The sequence below is a fragment of the Streptomyces sp. NPDC029956 genome, from assembly GCF_055574655.1.
Genome location: NZ_JBVHZJ010000052.1, coordinates 39,795 through 60,753, shown reverse-complemented (window position 1 = coordinate 60,753; position 20,959 = coordinate 39,795). Strand labels below are relative to the sequence as shown.

The following is a 20,959-nucleotide window of genomic DNA, read 5'->3' as shown; positions in this document are numbered from 1 at the left end:
CTAGAAGGACCGAAAGGGATCACCAGAAACCCACACAGATCAAGACCAGCCCCAATACACAAAGGGGATCCACAAGTCCCCCCCCCCCCCCCCCCTCCCCTTGTTGCCCACCCGAGAACCGGCCCCGAGGGCCGTCCGGAGCCGCTCCGAGGCTTCCGCATTTGTGGAACACGTTCTACCGTGGCCGCCGTCGCTCGTCGCACCGCCCGGGCGACGCCGAGGACCCCGCAGGTCCGCCGCCGCAGGACAGCCGCCACGGGAGGCCCGCCCCATGCACCTCGCATACACGTCCGCCCAGAACAGCCTGCGCGCCGAGCTGCGTGCCTACTTCGCCGAGCTGGTCCCCGAGGACGTCCACACCCGCTACGCGGACCCGGCGGCGCAGAAGCGCTTCTACCGGGAGACCGTGCGCCGGCTCGGCGCCGACGGCTGGCTCGGGGTCGGCTGGCCGGCCGAGTACGGCGGGCGGGGGCTGACCCCGATGGAACAGTTCATCTTCTTCGACGAGGCCGCGCAGGCGGGCGTGCCCCTGCCGCTCATGGCACTGAACACCGTCGGACCGACGATCATGAGCTTCGGCACCGACGAGCAGAAGGCCTACTTCCTGCCGCGGATCCTCTCCGGCGAGATCGACTTCGCCATCGGCTACAGCGAGCCCGACGCGGGCACCGACCTCGCCGCCCTGAAGACCCGCGCGGTCCGCGAGGGGGACGAGGACACCGGTACCTACACGGTGAACGGGCAGAAGATCTGGACCACGAACGGCGACACCGCCGACTGGGTCTGGCTCGCGGTCCGCACCGACCCGGACGCGCCGCCGCACAAGGGCATCACGATGCTGCTCGTACCGACCGGCGACCCCGGCTACTCCTGCACGATCATCAACACCCTCGCCTCGCACGACACCACCGCCAGCTACTACGACAACATCAAGGTCCCCGCCTCGCGCCGGGTCGGCGGCGAGAACAAGGGCTGGCGCCTCATCACCAACCAGCTCAACCACGAGCGCGTCACCCTCGCGGCCCACGGCACGATGGCGATCCGCGCGCTCCACGACGTCCAGCACTGGGCCGCCGCGACGCTGCTCACCGACGGCCGGCGCGTCATCGACCTGCCCTGGGTCCGCCGCACCCTGGCCCGCACCCACGCCCGGCTCGACGCGATGAAGCTGCTCAACTGGCAGATGGTGAACGCCGTCCAGAACGGCACCCTCACCCCCCAGGACGCCTCCGCCGTCAAGGTCTACGGCTCCGAGGCCCGCCGCGACGCCTACGCGGCCCTCATGGAGGTCGTCGCCGCCGCGGGCGCCCTCAAGGAGGGCTCGGCCGGCGCGGTGCTCCACGGCGAACTGGAACGCGGCTACCGCTCGGCCGTCATCTTCACCTTCGGCGGCGGCAACAACGAGATCCAGCGCGAGATCATCTCCTGGATCGGCCTCGGCATGCCCCGCGTCCGCCGATAGCGCGTGACCGGCCGTGCCGAGTGGCCCGTCCTGGTCCCGGTGGCGCCCCGAGACCCGCCCGTGACCTGCGGAAAGATCCACGACGGGGGTTTCTGCCGGTTTCGTCGCCACGCGCACAGGATCGTCACCGAACCGACATACCGAGCGGTCGGGATCCCCTTACATGAGGGCTATACCCATGAGTAACGTACGCGGACCACCGGCGCCACCCGCCCGTCCCCCGGGGCGGCAAGGAGCAAGATCGATGTCGTACCACCAGCCTTTCCCCGGGCCACCGCCCGTACCTCAGCACCGGAATCCCGGGCGGCACCGCCAAGAGGCGGCGCCGCAGTCCTGGGAGGGCGGACCGCCGTCCTGGGGCACCGATCCACCGGCGGCCTGGGACCCGTCCCCGCGGGCATGGGAGTCCTCGTCGGCGTCCTGGGACTCCGCGCAGCAGCCCTGGGACGCGTCCCCGCAGCAGCCGCAACCGCCCGCCGCCACCGACGACCGTGATGATCTGCACCGGCTCGGATCGGCGTACCGCAGGCTCCGCCGCGTCGCCACCTTCACCGCGCTCGGCTACTTCGTCGTCTTCCTCCTCCTGTCCGGCTACGCCCCCTCGGTGATGACCGGCAGCATCTCCGGTGGTCTCACCACCGGTCTGGTCCTGGGGCTCCTCCAGCTGCCCGTGGCGCTGGCCGCGATCGCGGTGTACGAGCGGATCGCGCGCAAGCAGGTCGACCCGCTCGCCGCGGCGATCCGCGAACGCGCCGAGCAGGCGGCCGCGGCAGCCGCGCCCCGCCCGGAACGCCAGGGCCGTTCCGGGCGTCCCGTGTGGCAGCAGCCCACCGGAGGTGTGCGCGCATGACCGGCTTCAGCTCCGAGGCGCAGACCATGTCGCTGATCGCGTTCATCGCGGTCATCACCGTCACGCTGCTGCTCTGCGTGATGACCGGCCCCGACCGTGACGACCTGGGCGACTTCTACACCGGTTACCGTTCGCTCTCCCCCGTGCAGAGCGGCCTCGCGATCGCCGGCGACTACATCTCCGCCGGCACCGTGCTCGGCACGATCGGCATCATCGCGCTCGTCGGCTACGACGGCGTCACGCTCGCCCTGAGCACCGTGCTCTCGCTGGTCCTGATGATGTTCCTGCTGGCCGAACCGCTGCGTAACGCGGGCCGGTTCACGATCGGCGACGTCCTCACCCGGCGTCTCCCCGGCCCTGCCGTGCGGATCGCCACGGCTGCGGTCACCCTGACCGCACTGCTGCCGCTGGTGGTCTTCCAGCTCGCGGGCGCGGGCGATCTCCTCTCCGTCGTCCTCGGCTTCGACTCCGACGGCTTCAAGACCGGGGCGATCGTGTTCCTGGGCCTGCTGATGATCGCGTACGCGGCGATCGGCGGCATGAAGGGCACCGCCTTCATCCAGATCGTCAAGACCGTCGCCCTGCTCGGCGCGTCCTTCGCGATCGCCGCGCTCATCCTCCACCGCTTCGACTTCAGCCTGCCTTCCCTGCTGGACGCCGCCAAGCGCGGCAGCGGAGCGGGAGACGCCTATCTCGCCTCCGGTCTGCAGTTCGGCGGCAACGAACTCGACATGATCAGCACTCAGTTGACGGTCGTGCTCGGCGCCGCGGTGCTGCCGCAGATCACCATGCGCATGTTCACCGCGCGCAGCGCGGCAGCCGTGCGGCGCTCCATGTCCTGGGCTGTGTCGACCGTCGTCGTGACCTGTCTGCTGATCGCCGTCATCGGCTTCGGCGCGGCGGCGATCGTCGGCCACCAGGGGATCGTCGCCGGCGACCCACAGGGCAAGACGGCGTTCCTCATGGTCAGCCAGGCCGTCATGGGGACGGACCAGACGACCGTCGAGACGCTGCTGTTCACGGCCGTGGCGACAGCCGTCTTCCTCACCCTGCTGGCCTCGGTCGCCGGGATCACCCTGGCCTGCGCCAACTCCCTGGCGCACGACCTCATCACGCACGGGCTGCGCCGAAAGGCGCAACTGAAGGGCTCCGTAGAGATGGCCATCGCCCGGATCGCCGCGGCGGTCGTCGGGCTCGTGGCGATCGCGATCGCCGCCGGTGCGCGGCATCTCAACCTTCAGGCACTGCTCACCCTGTCGTTCTGCATCGGCGCGTCCGCGGTCGCACCGGCCCTCATCTACAGCCTCTTCTGGCGCCGCTACTCCCGAACGGGACTGCTCTGCACCCTCATCGTGGGCAGCGCCTCCGCGTTCATCCTCATGACCGGCAGCAACCTGGTGTCCGGATCGCCCCAGGCGATCTTCCCGGACCAGGACTTCAACTGGTTCCCGTTCACCACGTCGGGCATCCTCTCGGCCCCGCTGGGCTTCCTCGCGGGCTGGCTCGGCACGGTGCTCCGCGAAGGTGACCCGGCCGACCAGCGCATGCGGTACGAAGCGGTGGAGGAGACGATCCTGGCCGGCACACCCGCGGCGAACACCGCGTCCGCGTCCTGACGCGCACGCCCCGAGGGAGGGCGCCCGGCCAGAAGTTCCGGGCCGGGCGCCCTTCCGGACCCGGACGTACGCTCGCCGTCGTCCATCTTTCCGGCCGCACCCCGCGGACGGGGCCCTCGCCGCGCTCTCCCGACGCCCCCGTCCGGGGTGCCGGCGCCGCGCGCCCCCGATGGCGGGCCTTCCCTGTCGTCCCCGCGTCAGCGGTACGCGTCCGAGGAGGTCAGCGGTACTCGCAGAGGTAGGCGGTCTCCACCGCGACCCGCAGCTGGAACCTGCTGTCGCCGGGGACCTTGAAGTGGTCCCCGGCGGCGAAGGTCTCCCACGCGTCGGCGCCGGGCAGCCGCACCGTCAGGGCGCCGCTGACCACGTGCATGATCTCCGCGGCGGCGGTGCCGAACTCGTACTCGCCGGGGGCCATGACGCCGATGGTCGCAGGGCCCTGCTCCTGCGTGAACGCGATCGACTTGACCGTGCCGTCGAAGTACTCGTTGACCGTAAACATGGGCATCCTTGCGGGAGTCGGGCGAAAGAGGCGGCCGGGCCGCGGCCGGGCCGTCGTGTTCCGGCCACGGGTAGGGGCACCCTAACGGGGCGGAGGCGGCGCCCTCCGCCGGTCTCAGGTGCTGGACGGGCGGGCCGGTGCAGCGGCGGGACCGAAGCCCTGAACGTGCCCGCGCTATCTTGTGCGGAATGCAGCCACAGGAGCCCCAGATCCCCGCCCCCGCCCACGCCCCGACGACCGCCGAACGACCCCGAGCCCGCACCGGGGCCGTGGTCCTGGCACTCGTGGGCGGCCTCGTTCTCGGTGCCGCGGGGACCGGCGCCGTATGGGCGCTGACCACCGACGGCGGCGGCGGAACGGCGGCGGCCGACGCGCGTGCCGCGTGCGAGGCCCTCGACGGGTTCGACGAGGGCACGTACCTGGAGAAGGGGGCCGTCGGCGAGATCGCCCTCAACCGCTACGCGGCGGCCGGGGCGCTCTCCGCGTCGGCGGCGGCGGGCGACGCGGCGTACGAGCCGCTCGCCCAGGCCATACGCCGCTCGCAGGAACGCCACAACCAGGTCTTCGAGTTCGACGCGACGGTGAAGAAGGACCTGGCACGGGCCCGCACGCTCTGCGAGGACCTGTAGCCCCTCGGTTCACCTGTAGCCCCTCGGTCCACCCGCAGCCCGCCACCCGCAGCCCGCCGTCCGCCGTCCGCCCGGGCACTCGATCGCGAGGCCGATGTCTCCGGTTGAGGCCCGGCGGCATCGGCGTAGCGTGGAAATGATTCGAGCGAGGAGCGGTGGCCATGGGCAAGCTCTCGAACGACCAGCTGCGCGAACGGGTACGCGGGACGGTCGTCACGGCCGACGACGATGCCTTCGACGAGGCACGCACGGTGCACAACGCCATGATCGACAAGAGACCCGCCGTGATCGTGCGCTGCGTCAACGCGGGCGACGTCATGGCCGCGGTCGACTTCGCCCGTGAGAACGGGCTCGACCTGGCCGTGCGGGGCGGAGCGCACAGCGTCCCCGGCTTCGGGACCTGCGACGACGGCGTCGTGGCCGATCTCTCCGGGATGCGCGGCGTCCGCGTCGACCCGGTGCGGCGCACGGCCCGCGCGGAGGGCGGGGCCACCTGGGGCGACTTCAACGCGGCGACGCACGCCTTCGGCCTCGCCACCACCGGCGGGATCATCTCCACCACCGGCGTCGGCGGACTCACCCTCGGCGGCGGCATCGGCTATCTGGCCCGGGGGCTCGGCCTGAGCTGCGACAACCTCGTCTCGGCCGACGTGGTGACCGCGGACGGCCGGCTCGTCGTCGCCAGCGAGGAGGAGAACGCCGACCTGTTCTGGGCCCTGCGCGGGGGCGGCGGCAATTTCGGCGCCGTGACCTCGTTCGAGTACCGGCTCGCCCCCGTCAAGGACATCTACGGCGGACCGATGCTCTTCGAACTGGAGGACGCGGCCACCGTCGTGCGCGCCTTCACCGACCTCATCGCCGACGCACCGGAGCAACTGGGAGGGTTCCCCGCCTTCCAGATCGCACCGCCGCTCCCGTTCATCCCGGAGGACCGGCACGGTGACACCTTCGCCCTGGTCGTGGCGTGCTGGTCCGGACCGCTCGACGAGGGCGAGAAGGCCCTGCGGCCCCTCCGCGACTTCGCGCCGGTCGTCGCCGAGCACGTCGGGCCCATGCCGTACCCGGCGCTCAACAGCGCCTTCGACGCACTCGTACCGCCCGGCCTCCAGCACTACTGGAAGGCCAACTTCGTCACCGAGCTCACCGACGCCGCGATCGAGGCGCACATCGAGCACGCCCCGGGGCTGCCCGCCGTGAACTCGACGGTCCACATCTACCCGATCAACGGCGCCTGCCACCGCGTCGCCCCCGACGCCACGGCCTTCGCCTACCGGGACGCCTCGTTCGCCACCGTCATCGCCGGCATGTGGCCCGACGCCTCCGCCAACGAGGCCAACATCGCCTGGGTCCGCGACTACTACGAGGCCACCGCCCCGCACTCCGAGGAGGGCGGCTACATCAACTTCATGGCCGACGACGACCGGGGACGGATCAGAGCCAACTACGGGGCCAACTACGACCGCCTGGTCGACGTCAAGCGGACGTACGACCCGGGAAACCTGTTCCACCTGAACCAGAACATCGAACCCTGAGATCCGCGCCGGTCCTCCCGCGACGTCCGCCCGCCCCGTCGTGCACGACCGGTTCCGGGGAGCCGGTTCCGACGTAGCCTGAACGGTATGAGCGAGGACGCTTCTTGAGTGCCGACCCGGGGCTCTTCGGACCCCGTTCCGTGACCTGGCAGGTGCACAGCGACCCGGTCATGTGGATCGCGGGCGTGCGGGCGCTGTGGCTGCAGGCACTGCACCCCGTCGCCGTGCGCGGCGTCATGATCAACAGCAGCTTCCGGAAGGATCCCTGGGGGCGGCTCATGCGGACCGCGGACTTCGTCGGGACCCTGAGCTACGGGACCACCGAGGCCGCCGAGGCCGCGGGGGCCCGGGTGCGCCGGATCCATCGGCGGCTCGGCGTGGACGACCCGGAGCTGCTCCTCTGGGTGCACTGCGCCGAGACCGACTCGTACCTCGCGGTCGCCCGCCGCTCGGGCATCCCGCTCACCGACGTCCAGGCCGACCGGTACGTCGACGAGCACCGCACCTCGGCACGGCTCGTCGGGCTGGATCCGGCCACCGTCCCCGGGTCCACCGCCGCGCTCGACGCCTACTTCCGGACCGTACGGCCCCGGCTCGAGGCCGGCGCGGACGCCCGGACCGTCGAGGACTTCCTGCGCCGGCCGCCGGTCAAACCCGTGCTCGTACCGGCGCGCGAGGTGATCTGGCGGCGCGTCGCGGCGCTCGCGTACGACACTCTGCCCCCCTACGCCCACGAGCTCTACGGCCGGCCCGCACCGCCGCCGGAGACCGTCACCCGCCGTCTCGTCGCCACGGCAGGCCTGCTGCGCCGCATTCCCGCCCGCCTGCGCTGGCGGCTGCCGCCCCGGCACATCCTCCGCGCGATGGACCGGCTCGGCCCGGGGACGCGACCCGACCCTTACACGTACCCCGCCCCGTACCCACTGTCCGAACCGACGTCCATACTGGAGGAGCCGGGAAGGGCGTAGGAAATCGACGGGGGCGGCAGCACACGATGGGGGAATCGAGACTGATCCAGGGCCGGTACCGCCTGCACGAGGTCATCGGTCGCGGGGGCATGGGCGAGGTGTGGCGCGCCACCGACGAGGCGCTCGGGCGCGGGGTCGCCGTGAAGTGCCTCAAGCCGATCGGACCGCAGCAGGACCCGCAGGTCCTCACCGTGGTCCGCGAGCGGTTCCGGCGCGAGGCGCGGGTGGCCGCGGCCCTCCAGCACCGGGGCATCACCGTCGTGCACGACTTCGGCGAGTACGACGGCGTGCTCTTCCTCGTCATGGAGCTCCTCGAGGGGCGCAATCTCAGCCAGCTCCTCGCCGCCAACGCCCAGCACCCGCTGCCCGTCCACGACGTCGTCGAGATCGCCGACCAGGTCGCCGACGCCCTCGCGTACACCCACCGGCACGGAATCGTGCACCGCGACCTCAAGCCCGCGAACATCATGCGCCTGCGGGACGGCACGGTGAAGATCTGCGACTTCGGCATAGCGCGCCTCGGCGCGGACGTCGGCTTCACGTCCAAGCTCACCGGCACGGGCATCGCCATGGGCACGCCCCACTACATGTCGCCCGAACAGATCGGCGGCGGCGAGATCGACCACCGCAGCGACCTCTACTCGCTGGGGTGCGTGCTGTACGAACTCGCCACCGGCGTCCCGCCCTTCGACCTGGGCGACTCCTGGGCCATCCTCATCGGTCACCGCGACACGGTGCCGAGTCCGCCGCGCGCGCACCGCGCCGAACTCCCCGACTACTTCGACCGGATCGTGGTCGACCTGCTCGCCAAGGTGCCGGCGGAGCGGCCGGCCGACGCGGGAGACCTGCGCCGCCGGATCGTGACGGGGCGGGTCGCGCTCTCCCCGCCGGGGGCGGGCGGCGCCGACGCGTCGCAGGCCGGGGCGACCGTCGTCCCAGGGCCGGGTTCCGCGGCAGGGCCCGGTTCCGCTTCCGCGCCGGGATCGCTTCCCGGCTCCGGTGCCGATCCCGGCGCGACCGCCCCCATGCCCGCGTGGCTCCGGGCGCTCAGAGGCGGGCACCGGCCCGCAGACGCCGCCGGCGTGCCGCGCCCCGTCGCCCACGACCCCGCCGCGGCCGTTCTCACCACGGAGTGGACGACCGCCGCCACGGACGCCGGCGGTGCACCCGCACGGCACGAGCCCGCGCCGGCGCGCCCCGCCGCCTCCGCGGAGCTGATCGCGGTGCTCGCCGGCCGGTACCGCGCGGGCATGGGCCTCGGTCGGCTCGGCCGCTGGGACGAGGCCGAGTCCGTGCACCGGTCCGTCGCCGAGCACCGTTCGGCGGCCCTCGGCGAGGACCACCCGGACACCCTGGCCAGCCACTACGAGGTCGGCTTCGCCCTCGCCCGGCTCGACCGCCCCGCCGACGCCCTGCGCGTCTTCGGCATGGTCGCCGCCACCCGCGCGCGCGTCCTCGGCGAGGACCACCCCGACACCCTCGCGGCCCGGCAGGAGCGGGCGTACGCGCTCGGGCGCCTGGGACGGCACCCCGAGGCGTACGAGGTGTACGTCACCGTGCTCGCCGCACGCGAGCGCACCGTCGGCCCCGACCACCCGGACACCCTGCGCTGCCGCCACAACCTCGCCTACACGCTCGGCCGCCTGGGCCGCTTCGAGGAGTCGTACCGCACGGCGCACGAGGTCGCGGACGCACGGGCCCGGCTCCTCGGTGAGGACCATCCCGACACGCTCGTGACCCGGCGCGAAGTGGCCTACACACTCGGGCGGTTGGGGCGGGGAGACGAGGCCCTCGCCCAGTACCGCGCCGTCGCCGACGCGCGCGCCGCGGCCCTCGGCCCCGAACACCCCGACACCCTCGCCGCCCGCTACGAGACCGGTGTCCTCCTCGGCCGGCTCGGGCAGGCCGCGGACGCCTTGGGCGTCTGCCGTGACCTCGTCGCCGCGCGCACCCGTGCACAGGGTGCCGACGGCCCCGAGACCCTCCGCGCCCGCCACGCCCTGGCCGTCAACCTCGGCCGCCTCGGCCGCTGGCCCGAGGCGCTCACCGAGTCCGAGGGCGTCCACGCGGACCGCGAGCGGGTCCTCGGCCCGGATCACCCGGACACCCTCCTGAGCCGCCGGGAGACCGCCGTCGCCCTCGGCCGCCTCGGCCGCTGGGAGGAGGCACTCGCCTCGCACGGCGCGGTCGCGGCCGCCCGCACCCGGCTCCTCGGCCCTGCCCACCCCGACACCCTCGCGGCCCTGGACGACGAGGCCCACTGTCTGGAGCGGCTGGGCCGCCATGCCGAGGCGGCCGCCCTCCACCTGAGAGCGGCCAGCGCACCGCCCCAGGTCTGAGCGGCCGGCGCACGGCCGCAGGTCTGAGCCTCCACCGACGCGGCTGCGGGCTGAGCGGCCACCTGGGCGGTCGCAGACGCGAGCGGCCACCGCACCGCGGTACGTCCGAGCGGAAGGTCCTCTTCCCCGGCCCGCCCCACCGTCCTCTTCCCCGGCCGTCGCCTCCGTGTGAGCATGAGCCATGACTGCCCCCGACCTGCGCCCGGACGCCCGGCCCGCCTCCCGCTCGTACGACGCCGTCGTCGTCGGCGGAGGACACAACGGCCTCGTCGCCGCCGCCTACCTCGCCCGTGCCGGGCGCTCCGTGCTCGTCCTGGAGCGGCTCGGCTCCACCGGTGGCGCGGCGGTGTCCACCCGGCCGTTCGCCGGGGTCGACGCCCGCCTCTCCCGGTACTCGTACCTCGTCTCGCTCCTTCCGGAGAAGATCGTGCGCGATCTCGGGCTGCGGTTCGCCGTACGGAAACGGTCCATCTCCTCGTACACCCCGAAGGGCGACGGCGGTCTGCTCGTCGGCGGCGGCACCGACCGCACCCGCGCCTCCTTCGCGGAACTCACCGGGTCCGACCGCGAGTACGAGGCCTGGCAGGCCTTCTACGAGCGCACCGCCCGCGCCGCCCGCCGCATCTTCCCCACCCTCACCGAGCCCCTCCCCACCCGCGCCGCGCTCCGCGCCCGCGTGGACGACGCCGACACCTGGCGGATGCTCTTCGAGGAACCCCTGGGCGTCACCGTCGAGCGGGAGTTCGCCGACGACCTCGTCCGCGGCGTCGTCCTCACCGATGCCCTCATCGGCACCTTCTCCGACGCCCACGACCCGACGCTCCTGCAGAACCGCTGCTTCCTCTACCACGTCATCGGCGGCGGCACCGGCGACTGGGACGTGCCCGTCGGTGGCATGGGAGCCCTCACCGACGCCCTCGCCGACGCGGCCCGTGCCGCCGGGGCCGACATCCGCACCGGGCACGAGGCCACCCGGATCGAGACCGACGGGCAGCGCGCCGCGATCACCTTCCGGACCGCCGACGGCGAGGGCACCGTCGAGGCCGGACACGTCCTCGTCAACGCCTCGCCCCGCGACCTCGCCGCCCTGCTCGGCGACACGCCCCCGCCCGCCCCCGAAGGCGCGCAGCTCAAGGTCAACATGCTGTTGACCCGGCTGCCGAAGCTCCGCGACCGCTCCGTCGACCCGCACGAGGCCTTCGCCGGTACCTTCCACATCGCCGAGGGGTACGGCCAGCTCGCCGCCGCCCACGCCGAGGCCGCCGCCGGACGGCTGCCCTCCGCGCCGCCCTCCGAGATCTACTGCCACTCCCTGACCGACCCGACGATCCTGGGCCCCGGACTCGCCGCGACGGGCCACCACACCCTCACCCTGTTCGGGCTGCACACCCCCGCCCGGCTGTTCGCCGCCGACAACGACGGCACCCGCGCCGCGCTCCTCGCGGCGACCCTCGACCAGCTCGACGCCCACCTCGACGAGCCGATCGCCGACTGCCTCGCGCTCGACGCGGACGGCCGTCCCTGCATCGAGGCGAAGACCCCGCTCGACCTCGAACGCGAGCTGCGCCTCCCGGGCGGCCACATCTTCCACCGCGACCTGTCCTTCCCGTACGCGGCGGACGACGCGGGTGCGGGTGCGGGCACGCACGCGGGCACCGACGGGGACGCGGCCGCCGGTCGCTGGGGTGTCGAGACGCGCCACGCCAACGTGCTGCTGTGCGGCGCGGGCGCGATCCGCGGCGGCGGGGTCAGTGGCATCCCCGGGCACAACGCGGCGATGGCGGCCCTCGGCCACTGACCCCCGGACACCCGTCACACGGCCGGGACGGGAGGTCCCCGACGGGGGCCGCTCCGTTCGGACGCGTTGACGTCGCCCCGCCCCCGCCTGTGGTGTGAAGCTGATCTGCGAGCGCGCTTAAGAAATCCTCGATGGACCGCGAGCGCTCCGTACGGAAGATTCTCTTCCAGGGATCTTGGGCGCGCTGCCGCGCCCGTACCCCGCACATCACAGGACACGCACGTCGGGAGCCGTGGCATTGAAGGCGTTGGTCAAGCTGAAGGCGGAGCCGGGACTCTGGCTCACGGACGTGCCCGAGCCGGAGACCGGTCCCGGCGACGTACTCATCAAGGTGCGGCGGACCGGTATCTGCGGGACCGACCTGCACATCCGCTCCTGGGACGGCTGGGCGCAGAAGACGATCGCCACCCCGCTGACCCTCGGCCACGAGTTCGTCGGCGAGGTCGTCTCCGTCGGCCGTGACGTCGCCGACATCGCCGTCGGCGACCTGGTCAGCGGCGAGGGCCACCTCGTCTGCGGCAAGTGCCGCAACTGCCTGGCCGGCCGCCGCCACCTCTGCCGCGCCACCATCGGCCTCGGCGTCGGCCGGGACGGAGCCTTCGCCGAGTACGTGGCGCTGCCCGCGTCCAACGTGTGGGTGCACCGCGTCCCCGTCGACCTCGACATCGCCGCGATCTTCGACCCCTTCGGCAACGCCGTGCACACGGCGCTCTCCTTCCCGCTCGTCGGCGAGGACGTCCTCGTCACCGGCGCGGGCCCGATCGGCATCATGGCCGCCGCCGTCGCCAAGCACGCCGGCGCCCGCAGCGTCATGATCACCGACGTCAGCGAGGAGCGCCTCGCCCTGGCGCGCAAGACGGGCGTCACGCTCGCCCTCAACGTCGCCGAGCACACCATCGCCGACGGTCAGCGCACCCTCGGGCTCAAGGAGGGCTTCGACGTCGGCCTGGAGATGTCCGGCAACCCGCGCGCGATGCGCGACATGGTCGCCAACATGACCCACGGCGGCAAGATCGCCATGCTGGGCCTGCCCAGCGAGGACTTCGCCGTCGACTGGGCGAAGATCGTCACCTCCATGATCACGATCAAGGGCATCTACGGCCGCGAGATGTTCGAGACCTGGTACGCGATGTCGGTGCTCCTGGAGGGCGGACTCGACCTCTCGCCCGTCGTCACCGGACGCTACGCGTACACCGACTTCGAGGCCGCCTTCGACGACGCGGCCTCCGGCAAGAGCGGCAAGATCATCCTCGACTGGACTGCGGGAGCCTGACCCATGTTCGATTCCGTACGCGACGACATCCGCGCCACTCTCGACGAGATCCAGAAGGCCGGACTCCACAAGCCCGAGCGTGTCATCGGCACCCCCCAGTCGGCCACCGTCGCCGTCACCTCGGGGGGCCGCCCGGGCGAGGTGCTCAACTTCTGTGCCAACAACTACCTGGGCCTCGCCGACCACCCGGAGGTGGTCGCCGCCGCGCACGAGGCGCTCGACCGCTGGGGCTACGGCATGGCCTCCGTCCGCTTCATCTGCGGCACGCAGGAGGTGCACAAGGAGCTGGAGGCGCGCCTCTCGTCCTTCCTGGGCCAGGAGGACACGATCCTCTACTCCTCCTGCTTCGACGCCAACGGCGGTGTCTTCGAGACGATCCTCGGCGCCGAGGACGCCGTCATCTCCGACGCCCTCAACCACGCCTCGATCATCGACGGCATCCGCCTCTCCAAGGCCCGCCGCTTCCGCTACGCCAACCGCGACATGGCCGACCTCGAGCAGCAGCTCAAGGAGGCCGCGGAGGGCGGCGCCCGGCGCAAGCTCATCGTCACCGACGGCGTCTTCTCCATGGACGGCTACGTCGCCCCGCTCGGCGAGATCTGCGACCTGGCCGAGCGCTACGACGCCATGGTCATGGTCGACGACTCGCACGCCGTCGGCTTCGTCGGCCCCGGCGGCCGCGGCACCCCCGAGCTGCACGGCGTGATGGACCGCGTCGACATCATCACCGGCACCCTCGGCAAGGCCCTCGGCGGTGCTTCCGGCGGCTACGTCGCGGCCCGCGCCGAGATCGTCGCCCTGCTGCGCCAGCGCTCCCGGCCGTACCTCTTCTCGAACACCCTCGCCCCGGTGATCGCCGCCGCCTCCCTCAAGGTCCTCGACCTGCTGGAGTCCGCCGGTGACCTGCGCGACCGGCTGCGCGCCAACACCGAGCTGTTCCGGACCCGGATGACGGCGGAGGGCTTCGACGTCCTCCCCGGCGACCACGCCATCGCCCCCGTCATGATCGGCGACGCGTCCGAGGCCGGCCGCATGGCCGAGCTGCTCCTGGAGCGCGGCGTGTACGTGATCGGCTTCTCGTACCCGGTCGTGCCGCAGGGCCAGGCCCGCATCCGCGTCCAGCTCTCCGCCGCGCACTCCACGGAGGACGTGAACCGGGCCGTCGACGCGTTCGTCGACGCCCGCGCGGCCCTGCGGGGCTGAGGCGGGCGCAGGCCCCGCGGCCTGCGAGACTGGGGGCATGATCGAAGCGCGGCGGTTGCACATCCTCCGTGCGGTGGCCGACCACCGCACGGTCACGGCGGCGGCCGCCGCGCTCTATCTCACCCCCTCCGCCGTCTCCCAGCAGCTCGCCGCACTGGAGCAGGAGACCGGCCACCGCCTCGTGGACCGCAGCGCCCGCGGCGCCCGCCTCACCCCGGCCGGCGAGATCCTCCTCAGTCACGCCAACGCCGTCCTCGCCCAGTTGGAACGCGCCGAGTCCGAACTCGCCGCCTACGGCTCCGGCGAGGCCGGTACGGTCACGGTCGCCGCCTTCGCCACCGGCATCGGGCTCGTGGTGGCCCCGGCCATCAGGGCACTGGCCGACTCCGCACCCGGAATCCGGGTCCGGGTACGGGACGCCGAGGGCGACGAGAGCCTGATGATGGTCCTCGACCGGCAGGTCGACGTGGCCGTCGCCGTCGAGTACCGGGGCGCGCCGGGCGAGGACGACGCCCGCCTCACCCGCGTCCCGCTCTACGCGGAGCCCTTCGACGCGGTCCTGCCGCCGGGCCACCGGCTGGCGGTCGGCGAGCGGGTCGCGCTCGGCGACCTCGCGAAGGACGCCTGGATCGGCCAGTCCGCCGGCAATCCCTGCCATGACGTCACCGTCCTGGCCTGCGAATACGCCGGCTTCACACTGAATCCGGAGCACTCGTCCGACGACTTCCGCGCCGTCGTCGCCCTCGCGGCCGCGTCCGTCGGCGTGGCTCTCGTACCGCGTTCGGCGCTGCGCGGCATGGATCTCACGGGTGTGGAGGTCCGCCCGATCGAGGGCGTCGCCCCGACCCGCAGGGTCTTCGCCGCCGTCCGGCGGGGCGCGGAGGACCACCCGCTGATCAGCCCCGTGCTGACCGCACTGGGTGTGGCATCGGAATCCGGCGCCTGACGGGCGCCATCTCAGCCAGACACCGTCCGGGTGCCGGCGGGCGTCCGGGGACCCCACCAGACTGGGGAACCGTGGAAACCATGGTGTCTGTCAGTGACGGCGAGGTCTGGGCGGACGACTCGGGAGGGGACGGCCTGCCGCTGGGTCCTGCTCCATCCCGGTGTCGGCGACTCCGCGGTGTGGGACCCGGTCCTGCCGGAGCTCACCGCCGGGCGGCGGGTGATCCGGTACGACGTGCGCGGCTACGGACGCTCGCCCGCGCCCACGACCGCGTACCTCCCGGTCCGCGATCTGGCCGAGGTCCTCGACCACTTCGAGGTCGAGCGGGCGGTCCTCGTGGGCTCCAGCATGGGTGGGGCCACCTCGGTCGACTTCGCCCTGGAGGCGCCCGGGCGGGTGGCGGGCCTCGCCCTCCTCGTTCCCGGAGTCTCCGGGTACGAGGGACTGGCCACGGGTGAGTTCTTCGAGCGCCTGGAGCCGTTGGCCACGGCCGGCGACACGGAGGGCATCGTCCGGCTCGGCCTGCGCGCGTGGGCGAAGGCCGGCGGCGGCACCCCCGAGTCCGACCCGGTCGCGGCCGCCCTCTGCCGGGCCGTGCTGCCCGCCTGGTTCAGCAACATCGGTCACCAGCTCACCGGCCCGCCCGCCTTCGACCGGCTCGGGGAGATCTCCGCACCGACCCTGCTCGCGCTCGGCGAGCTGGACCGGCCGGAGGTCGTGCGCTGCAACGAGGAGATGGCCGGACGCATCCCGGGCTGCCGCCTCGTGCGTCTGTCCTCCTCCGACCACTACCCGACTCTCCGGGAGCCGGAGCGGGTCGTCCAACTGATCGAGGAGCTGTACGCGGAGGCCGCCTGAGCCGCCTCGGGCGACGCGGAGGCCGCCTGAGCCGCCCCGGTCCCGCGCGACCCGGTGGACGGGTGGCTCAATCGGCCGACCTGCTCCAGCCGTTCGCCTCGATCCGCGCTCCGTCCGCCGGCCGTGCCTCGTCGAACACGGGCCGTCCCGATCCGTCGAGGAGCCGCAGCCCGTCCACGTACACGCCCCGTCCCACGTACCGCTGGTCCGTCGTGTACCGCCAGCGCAGGAGGGCGTCCGTCCCGGACAGCGGGGCGGAGACGGTGTGCCAGACGCGCCCGGACCAGCCGCCCGCCGCGCCCGTCGGGTGCTCCGTGCGTCCGTCGATGGTGAAGGGGAGCGGCCGCCAGGTCGTGCCGCCGTCGGCCGAGGCCTCCAGGACGGCTGTGTCGGCGCCCGGTTCGGTGTCCCACCACAGCGAGCACTCCAGGCGTGCGGCGCGCGGCACGGGGGGGAGCGTCAGGGTGGCGGTCGTGGCGCTCGCCATGCCGGAGAACCAGGACGTACGGCCCCGGTCGGGGCGGACGGGGACGGCACGGGCCAGGTTGTTCGCCGCGGCGACGCGGGGGGCCGACCCCGAGCGCCAGGAGCGCACCGGGTGCACGGAGTTGCCGAGGACGATCAGGAAGGCGTCGGTGGTCGGGTCGAGGACCAGGCTCGTGCCGGTGAAACCGGTGTGTCCGGCGGTCCGGGGCGTGGCCATCGCGCCCATGTACCAGTGCTGGTAGAGCTCGAAGCCGAGTCCGTGTTCGTCACCGGGGAACGCGGTGTTGAAGTCGGTGAACATCAGGTCCACCGAGGCGGGGGAGAGGATCCGGGCCCTGCCGTACGCCCCGCCGTTGAGCAGGGTGCGGGCGAGGATCGCGAGGTCCCAGGCGCGGGAGAAGACCCCGGCGTGGCCCGCGATCCCGCCCATGCTGTGGGCGTTCTCGTCGTGGACCTCGCCCCGCACCATGCCGCGGTCGAGACCGGACCACGGCGGGCGGGCGTCCTCGGTGGCGGCGATCCCCGGCAGCCAGGAGAGTGGTGGATTGAAACGAGTCCGGTGCATCCCGAGCGGAGCAGTGATCTCGTCGTGGAGCAGTACATCCAGAGCGAGACCGGTGATCTCCTCAAGGATCAGCTGGAGCGTGATCAGGTTCAGATCCGAGTAGAGGTACGTCGACCCCGGCGGGTTCGCCGGAACCTCGTCCCAGATCAGCCGCAGCTTCCCCTCCCGCGTCGGCGCCTTGTACAGCGGGATCCACGCCCGGAACCCCGAGGTGTGGGTGAGCAGCTGACGGACCGTGACGTCCTGCTTCCCGCCGCCGCCGAACTCCGGCAGATACGCGGTGACCCTCGCCTCCAGCTCCAGCGCCCCGCGCTCGATCTGCTGCACGGCGAGGATCGAGGTGAAGAGCTTCGAGACCGACGCCAGGTCGAAGACGGTGTCCTCGGTCATCGGGACCTGCTCGTCCGGCGGCAACTCCACGCCGGTGTCGGTCTTCTCGTCGTACGACGCGTACCGCACGGCCATGCCGATCGGCCGGTGCAGGGCCACTGTGCCGCCCCGCCCGGCGAGCAGTACGGCGCCCGCGTACCAGGGATGCGCGGGGGAGGGATCGAGGAAGGCCTCGGCGTCCGTGACCAGCCTGTCCAGGTGCTCCGGCAGGAGCCCCGCCCGCGCGGCGGACCCGCGTCGCAAGGTGGTCCCGCGTGTGCCGGGGGCGCCGCCGCTCCCCGCCGCTCCCGGGGTCCCGGCTCCTCGGCTCCCCGGCCCCGGCGCGGCCGCGGCCCCCGGGATCGAACCGACCATCAGCGCACCTCCCAGGGCGAGGACTCCGCCGCCGAACGCCCGGCGGCTCGGGCCCCGGCCCCTCCTGGACTCGTCCGTCATGCCCACCCTCTCCCACAGCCCTTTGAAAGAAAACTTCGGCCACGCCGGAAAGATCTGAAACTTTCTTACCGGAGTCGGGGCTCGCCGCGGAAGCGTCCGGCACTCCAAAGAATCTGACGATGCATCAGAGAACCCCTTCCCTCCGGCGCGTCGCTGCGGCATCCTGCCGCCCATGAAGACGGAGCTGAGTCGCACCCTGGGGATCGAGCACGCCATCTTCGGCTTCACGCCCTTCCCCGCGGTGGCCGCCGCACTGACCAGAGCCGGCGGGTTCGGCGTCCTCGGCGCGGTCCGCTACACCGCCCCCGACGACCTCGCCCGCGACCTCGACTGGATGCAGGACCACACCGACGGCCTGCCCTACGGCCTCGACGTCGTGATGCCCGCCAAGAAGGTCGAAGCCCCGGGAGGCGGCGGCCAGACACTGACCGAGGCCGAGGTCGAGGCCATGATCCCGGAGGAGCACCGGGCGTTCGTCCGCGCCACGCTCGCCGAACACGGCGTGCCCGAACTCGCCGAGGGCGAGGCCTCCGGCTGGCGCATCACCGGCTGGATGGAGCAGGTCGCCCGCAACCAGCTCGACGTGGCCTTCGACTACCCGATCAGACTCCTCGCCAACGCCCTCGGCTCCCCGCCCCCGGACGTCGTCGCCCGCGCCCACGACCACGGCGTCCTCGTCGCCGCCCTCGCGGGAAGCGCCCGGCACGCCCGCCACCACGCCGACGCCGGGATCGACGTCGTCGTCGCCCAGGGCTACGAGGCCGGAGGCCACACCGGTGAGATCGCCTCCATGGTGCTCACCCCCGAGGTCGTCGACGCCGTCTCCCCGCTGCCCGTGCTCGCCGCCGGCGGCATCGGCAGCGGCGAGCAGATCGCCGCAGGACTCGCCCTCGGCGCCCAGGGCGTCTGGCTCGGCTCGATCTGGCTCACCACCACCGAGGCCGACCTGCACTCCCGCGCCCTCACCGCCAAGCTCCTCGCCGCCGGCTCCGGCGACACCGTCCGCTCCCGGGCCCTGACCGGCAAGCCCGCCCGTCAGCTCCGCACCGGGTGGACCGACGCCTGGGACGACCCGGCGGGCCCCGGCCCGCTTCCCATGCCGCTCCAGGGACTGCTCGTCGCCGAGGCCGTCTCCCGCATCCAGCGGTACGAGGTCGACCAGCTGCTCGGCACCCCCGTCGGTCAGATCGTCGGCCGGATGAACTCCGAGCGCAGCGTCCAGCAGGTCGTGGACGAGCTCACCCGCGGCTTCGAGAAGGCCGTCGACCGCATCAACCGCATCGCCGGACGGAGCGAGGCATGAGCCAGTCAGCCGCAGCCACCGGATTCTGGGCCCAGGCCACCGCCGACCCCGGCCGTACGGTGCTGATCGCACCCGACGGCGAGGAGTGGACCGCCGGCCGGCTGCACGCCGAGGCCAACCGACTGGTCCACGGGCTGCGGGCGGCCGGCCTCGAGCGCGGCGACGCGTTCGCCGTCGTCCTGCCCAACGGGCCGGAGTTCTTCACCGCCCATCTCGCCGCGAGCCAGGCCGGGTTCTACCTCGTCCCGGTCAACCACCACTTCGTCGGCCCCGAGATCGCCTGGATCGTCGCCGACTCCGGCGCCAGGGTGCTCGTCGCCCACGAACGGTTCGCCGAATCCGTGACCCTCGCCGCCGACGAGGCCGGACTCCCTGCCACCCACCGGTACGCCGTGGGGACGATCCCGGGCTTCCGCGCGTACGGCGAACTGCTCGAAGGACAGGACGCGGGCGCCCCCGCCGACCGCACCCTCGGCTGGGTCATGAACTACACCTCCGGCACCACCGGACGTCCCCGGGGCATCCGCCGCCCGCTGCCCGGGAAGCTCCCCGAGGAGACCCATCTCGGCGGCTTCCTCGGCATCTTCGGCATCCGGCCGGCCGACGGGAACGTCCACCTCGTCTGCTCGCCGCTCTACCACACGGCGGTGTTGCAGTTCGCCGCCGCCGCCCTGCACATCGGTCACCCGCTCGTCCTGATGGACCGGTGGACGCCAGAGGAGATGCTCCGGCTGATCGACCGGTACGACTGCACCCACACCCATATGGTCCCCACCCAGTTCCACCGTCTGCTCTCCCTGCCCGAGGACGTACGGAACCGGTACGACGTCTCCTCGATGCGCCACGCCATCCACGGTGCCGCGCCGTGCCCCGAGCACGTCAAGCGGGCGATGATCGACTGGTGGGGCCGGTGCGTCGAGGAGTACTACGCCGCGAGCGAGGGCGGCGGCGCGTTCGCCACCGCCGAGGAGTGGCTGAAGAAGCCCGGGACCGTCGGCCGTGCCTGGCCCATCAGCGAACTGGCCGTCTTCGACGACGACGGAGTCCGGCTGCCGCCCGGCGAACTCGGCACCGTCTACCTGAAGATGAACACCGGCGGATTCCAGTACCACAAGGACGAGGCGAAGACCGCGAAGAACCGCATCGGCGACTTCTTCACCGTCGGAGACCTCGGCGTCCTCGACGAGGACGGCTATCTCTTCCTGCGCGACCGCAAGATCGACATGATCATCTCCGGTGGGGTCAACATCTACCCGGCAGAGATCGAGGCCGCTCTCCTCGCCCACCCCGCCGTCGCCGACGCCGCCGCCTTCGGCATCCCGCACGCCGACTGGGGCGAGGAGGTCAAGGCGGTCGTCGAGGCGGCCGAGGGGCACGAGCCGGGGGCGGCGCTCGCCGAGGAGATCCTGGCCCACTGCGCCGACCGCCTCGCCGGGTTCAAACGCCCGAAGTCGGTCGACTTCGTCGCGACCATGCCCCGCGACCCCAACGGCAAGCTGTACAAGCGCCGCCTGCGCGCCCCGTACTGGGAGGGCCACGAGCGCCCGCTGTGACCGGACACGGCGAGGGTGCCGGCGGGGCAGGATCTCCTCGGCGAGCGCCCGCGCCGACGGGCCCGAACCTCCCGGCGACCCACGAACCTCCGGGCCCTGACCGTCGCGCAGGCCGTCGCCGAGATCTCCGCGGCCACCGGGCGCGACATCCGTTACGTTCCGCTGTCCCCCGAGGGCTTCGTCGCGGAACTGCCCGGGCGGGGGACGGCGGCCGAGGAGGCGGCGGACTTCGCTGAGGCCGTGAGTCCGAT

Annotated in this window: 16 protein-coding genes; 14 read left to right on the top strand and 2 right to left on the bottom strand. The window is 72.8% G+C overall.

The window, feature by feature from the left end:
* Window positions 1–271 precede the first annotated feature (271 nt).
* The 3 genes from ACZ4XX_RS31375 to ACZ4XX_RS31365 all read left to right on the top strand — a co-directional run bounded on the left by ACZ4XX_RS31375 (window position 272) and on the right by ACZ4XX_RS31365 (window position 3,928).
* Window positions 272–1,462 carry an acyl-CoA dehydrogenase family protein gene (locus ACZ4XX_RS31375; RefSeq protein ID WP_468511245.1) on the top strand — a complete coding sequence of 397 codons (1,191 nt, stop codon included), beginning with the start codon at window positions 272–274 and terminating at the stop codon, window positions 1,460–1,462.
* Between the two features lie 244 nt (window positions 1,463–1,706).
* Window positions 1,707–2,312 carry a DUF485 domain-containing protein gene (locus ACZ4XX_RS31370; protein ID WP_468511244.1) on the top strand — a complete coding sequence of 202 codons (606 nt, stop codon included), beginning with the start codon at window positions 1,707–1,709 and terminating at the stop codon, window positions 2,310–2,312.
* A complete protein-coding gene (locus tag ACZ4XX_RS31365; protein ID WP_468511243.1) occupies window positions 2,309–3,928 on the top strand; it encodes a sodium/solute symporter in 1,620 nt (539 codons plus the stop codon). Before ACZ4XX_RS31370 ends, ACZ4XX_RS31365 begins: the two co-directional genes overlap by 4 nt.
* A 220-nt stretch (window positions 3,929–4,148) precedes the next feature.
* Here ACZ4XX_RS31365 and ppnP read toward each other — a convergent pair whose 3' ends face one another.
* The gene (ppnP, locus tag ACZ4XX_RS31360) at window positions 4,149–4,430 is read right to left on the bottom strand and encodes a pyrimidine/purine nucleoside phosphorylase (protein WP_467716754.1); all 282 of its coding nucleotides are present in this window, start codon (window positions 4,428–4,430) and stop codon (window positions 4,149–4,151) included.
* Between the two features lie 188 nt (window positions 4,431–4,618).
* Here ppnP and ACZ4XX_RS31355 point away from each other — a divergent pair, with 188 nt between their 5' ends.
* The 9 genes from ACZ4XX_RS31355 to ACZ4XX_RS31315 all read left to right on the top strand — a co-directional run bounded on the left by ACZ4XX_RS31355 (window position 4,619) and on the right by ACZ4XX_RS31315 (window position 15,976).
* A complete protein-coding gene (locus ACZ4XX_RS31355) occupies window positions 4,619–5,059 on the top strand; it encodes a hypothetical protein (protein WP_468511242.1) in 441 nt (146 codons plus the stop codon).
* A gap of 161 nt (window positions 5,060–5,220) precedes the next feature.
* Entirely contained in the window at window positions 5,221–6,591 is a 1,371-nt protein-coding gene (locus ACZ4XX_RS31350; protein WP_468511241.1) for an FAD-binding oxidoreductase, read from the top strand.
* Between the two features lie 104 nt (window positions 6,592–6,695).
* Window positions 6,696–7,559, top strand: a complete 864-nt coding sequence (locus ACZ4XX_RS31345; RefSeq protein ID WP_468511240.1) for an oxygenase MpaB family protein — start codon at window positions 6,696–6,698, stop codon at window positions 7,557–7,559.
* Window positions 7,560–7,585: 26 nt separating this feature from the next.
* On the top strand, window positions 7,586–9,898 hold the full coding sequence (locus ACZ4XX_RS31340; protein ID WP_468511239.1) for a serine/threonine-protein kinase: 2,313 nt from the start codon (window positions 7,586–7,588) through the stop codon (window positions 9,896–9,898).
* Between the two features lie 181 nt (window positions 9,899–10,079).
* Window positions 10,080–11,696 carry a phytoene desaturase family protein gene (locus tag ACZ4XX_RS31335; protein ID WP_468511238.1) on the top strand — a complete coding sequence of 539 codons (1,617 nt, stop codon included), beginning with the start codon at window positions 10,080–10,082 and terminating at the stop codon, window positions 11,694–11,696.
* Window positions 11,697–11,934: 238 nt separating this feature from the next.
* Window positions 11,935–12,969, top strand: coding sequence for an L-threonine 3-dehydrogenase (tdh, locus tag ACZ4XX_RS31330; RefSeq protein ID WP_468511250.1), 1,035 nt, complete (start codon window positions 11,935–11,937; stop codon window positions 12,967–12,969).
* Window positions 12,970–12,972: 3 nt separating this feature from the next.
* Complete coding sequence (locus tag ACZ4XX_RS31325; RefSeq protein ID WP_468511237.1) at window positions 12,973–14,172, top strand: glycine C-acetyltransferase; 1,200 nt, start codon at window positions 12,973–12,975, stop codon at window positions 14,170–14,172.
* Window positions 14,173–14,209: 37 nt separating this feature from the next.
* Window positions 14,210–15,118: a LysR family transcriptional regulator gene (locus tag ACZ4XX_RS31320; protein WP_468511236.1), complete on the top strand. Its 909-nt coding sequence runs from the start codon at window positions 14,210–14,212 to the stop codon at window positions 15,116–15,118.
* Window positions 15,119–15,211: 93 nt separating this feature from the next.
* Window positions 15,212–15,976 carry an alpha/beta fold hydrolase gene (locus tag ACZ4XX_RS31315; protein ID WP_468511235.1) on the top strand — a complete coding sequence of 255 codons (765 nt, stop codon included), beginning with the start codon at window positions 15,212–15,214 and terminating at the stop codon, window positions 15,974–15,976.
* A 67-nt stretch (window positions 15,977–16,043) separates the two neighbouring features.
* Here ACZ4XX_RS31315 and ACZ4XX_RS31310 read toward each other — a convergent pair whose 3' ends face one another.
* Window positions 16,044–17,852 (bottom strand): serine hydrolase domain-containing protein, encoded by a 1,809-nt coding sequence (locus ACZ4XX_RS31310; protein ID WP_468511234.1) that lies wholly within the window; start codon window positions 17,850–17,852, stop codon window positions 16,044–16,046.
* A 172-nt stretch (window positions 17,853–18,024) separates the two neighbouring features.
* Between ACZ4XX_RS31310 and ACZ4XX_RS31305 the strand changes: the two genes are divergently transcribed.
* Complete coding sequence (locus ACZ4XX_RS31305; RefSeq protein WP_468511233.1) at window positions 18,025–19,155, top strand: NAD(P)H-dependent flavin oxidoreductase; 1,131 nt, start codon at window positions 18,025–18,027, stop codon at window positions 19,153–19,155.
* Complete coding sequence (locus ACZ4XX_RS31300) at window positions 19,152–20,708, top strand: acyl-CoA synthetase (protein ID WP_468511232.1); 1,557 nt, start codon at window positions 19,152–19,154, stop codon at window positions 20,706–20,708. The genes ACZ4XX_RS31305 and ACZ4XX_RS31300 overlap by 4 nt, the downstream gene beginning before the upstream one ends.
* Window positions 20,709–20,959: the final 251 nt, after the last annotated feature.

What these genes read in the sequence shown, in the direction of transcription:
- ppnP (WP_467716754.1), bottom strand. Translation starts at nt 4,430, where the DNA reads ATGTTTACGGTCAACGAGTACTTCGACGGCACGGTCAAGTCGATCGCG.
- ACZ4XX_RS31370 (WP_468511244.1), top strand. Translation starts at nt 1,707, where the DNA reads ATGTCGTACCACCAGCCTTTCCCCGGGCCACCGCCCGTACCTCAGCAC.
- ACZ4XX_RS31320 (WP_468511236.1), top strand. Translation starts at nt 14,210, where the DNA reads ATGATCGAAGCGCGGCGGTTGCACATCCTCCGTGCGGTGGCCGACCAC.
- ACZ4XX_RS31375 (WP_468511245.1), top strand. Translation starts at nt 272, where the DNA reads ATGCACCTCGCATACACGTCCGCCCAGAACAGCCTGCGCGCCGAGCTG.
- ACZ4XX_RS31340 (WP_468511239.1), top strand. Translation starts at nt 7,586, where the DNA reads ATGGGGGAATCGAGACTGATCCAGGGCCGGTACCGCCTGCACGAGGTC.
- ACZ4XX_RS31355 (WP_468511242.1), top strand. Translation starts at nt 4,619, where the DNA reads ATGCAGCCACAGGAGCCCCAGATCCCCGCCCCCGCCCACGCCCCGACG.
- ACZ4XX_RS31300 (WP_468511232.1), top strand. Translation starts at nt 19,152, where the DNA reads ATGAGCCAGTCAGCCGCAGCCACCGGATTCTGGGCCCAGGCCACCGCC.
- ACZ4XX_RS31335 (WP_468511238.1), top strand. Translation starts at nt 10,080, where the DNA reads ATGACTGCCCCCGACCTGCGCCCGGACGCCCGGCCCGCCTCCCGCTCG.
- ACZ4XX_RS31350 (WP_468511241.1), top strand. Translation starts at nt 5,221, where the DNA reads ATGGGCAAGCTCTCGAACGACCAGCTGCGCGAACGGGTACGCGGGACG.
- ACZ4XX_RS31365 (WP_468511243.1), top strand. Translation starts at nt 2,309, where the DNA reads ATGACCGGCTTCAGCTCCGAGGCGCAGACCATGTCGCTGATCGCGTTC.
- ACZ4XX_RS31305 (WP_468511233.1), top strand. Translation starts at nt 18,025, where the DNA reads ATGAAGACGGAGCTGAGTCGCACCCTGGGGATCGAGCACGCCATCTTC.
- ACZ4XX_RS31310 (WP_468511234.1), bottom strand. Translation starts at nt 17,852, where the DNA reads ATGACGGACGAGTCCAGGAGGGGCCGGGGCCCGAGCCGCCGGGCGTTC.
- ACZ4XX_RS31325 (WP_468511237.1), top strand. Translation starts at nt 12,973, where the DNA reads ATGTTCGATTCCGTACGCGACGACATCCGCGCCACTCTCGACGAGATC.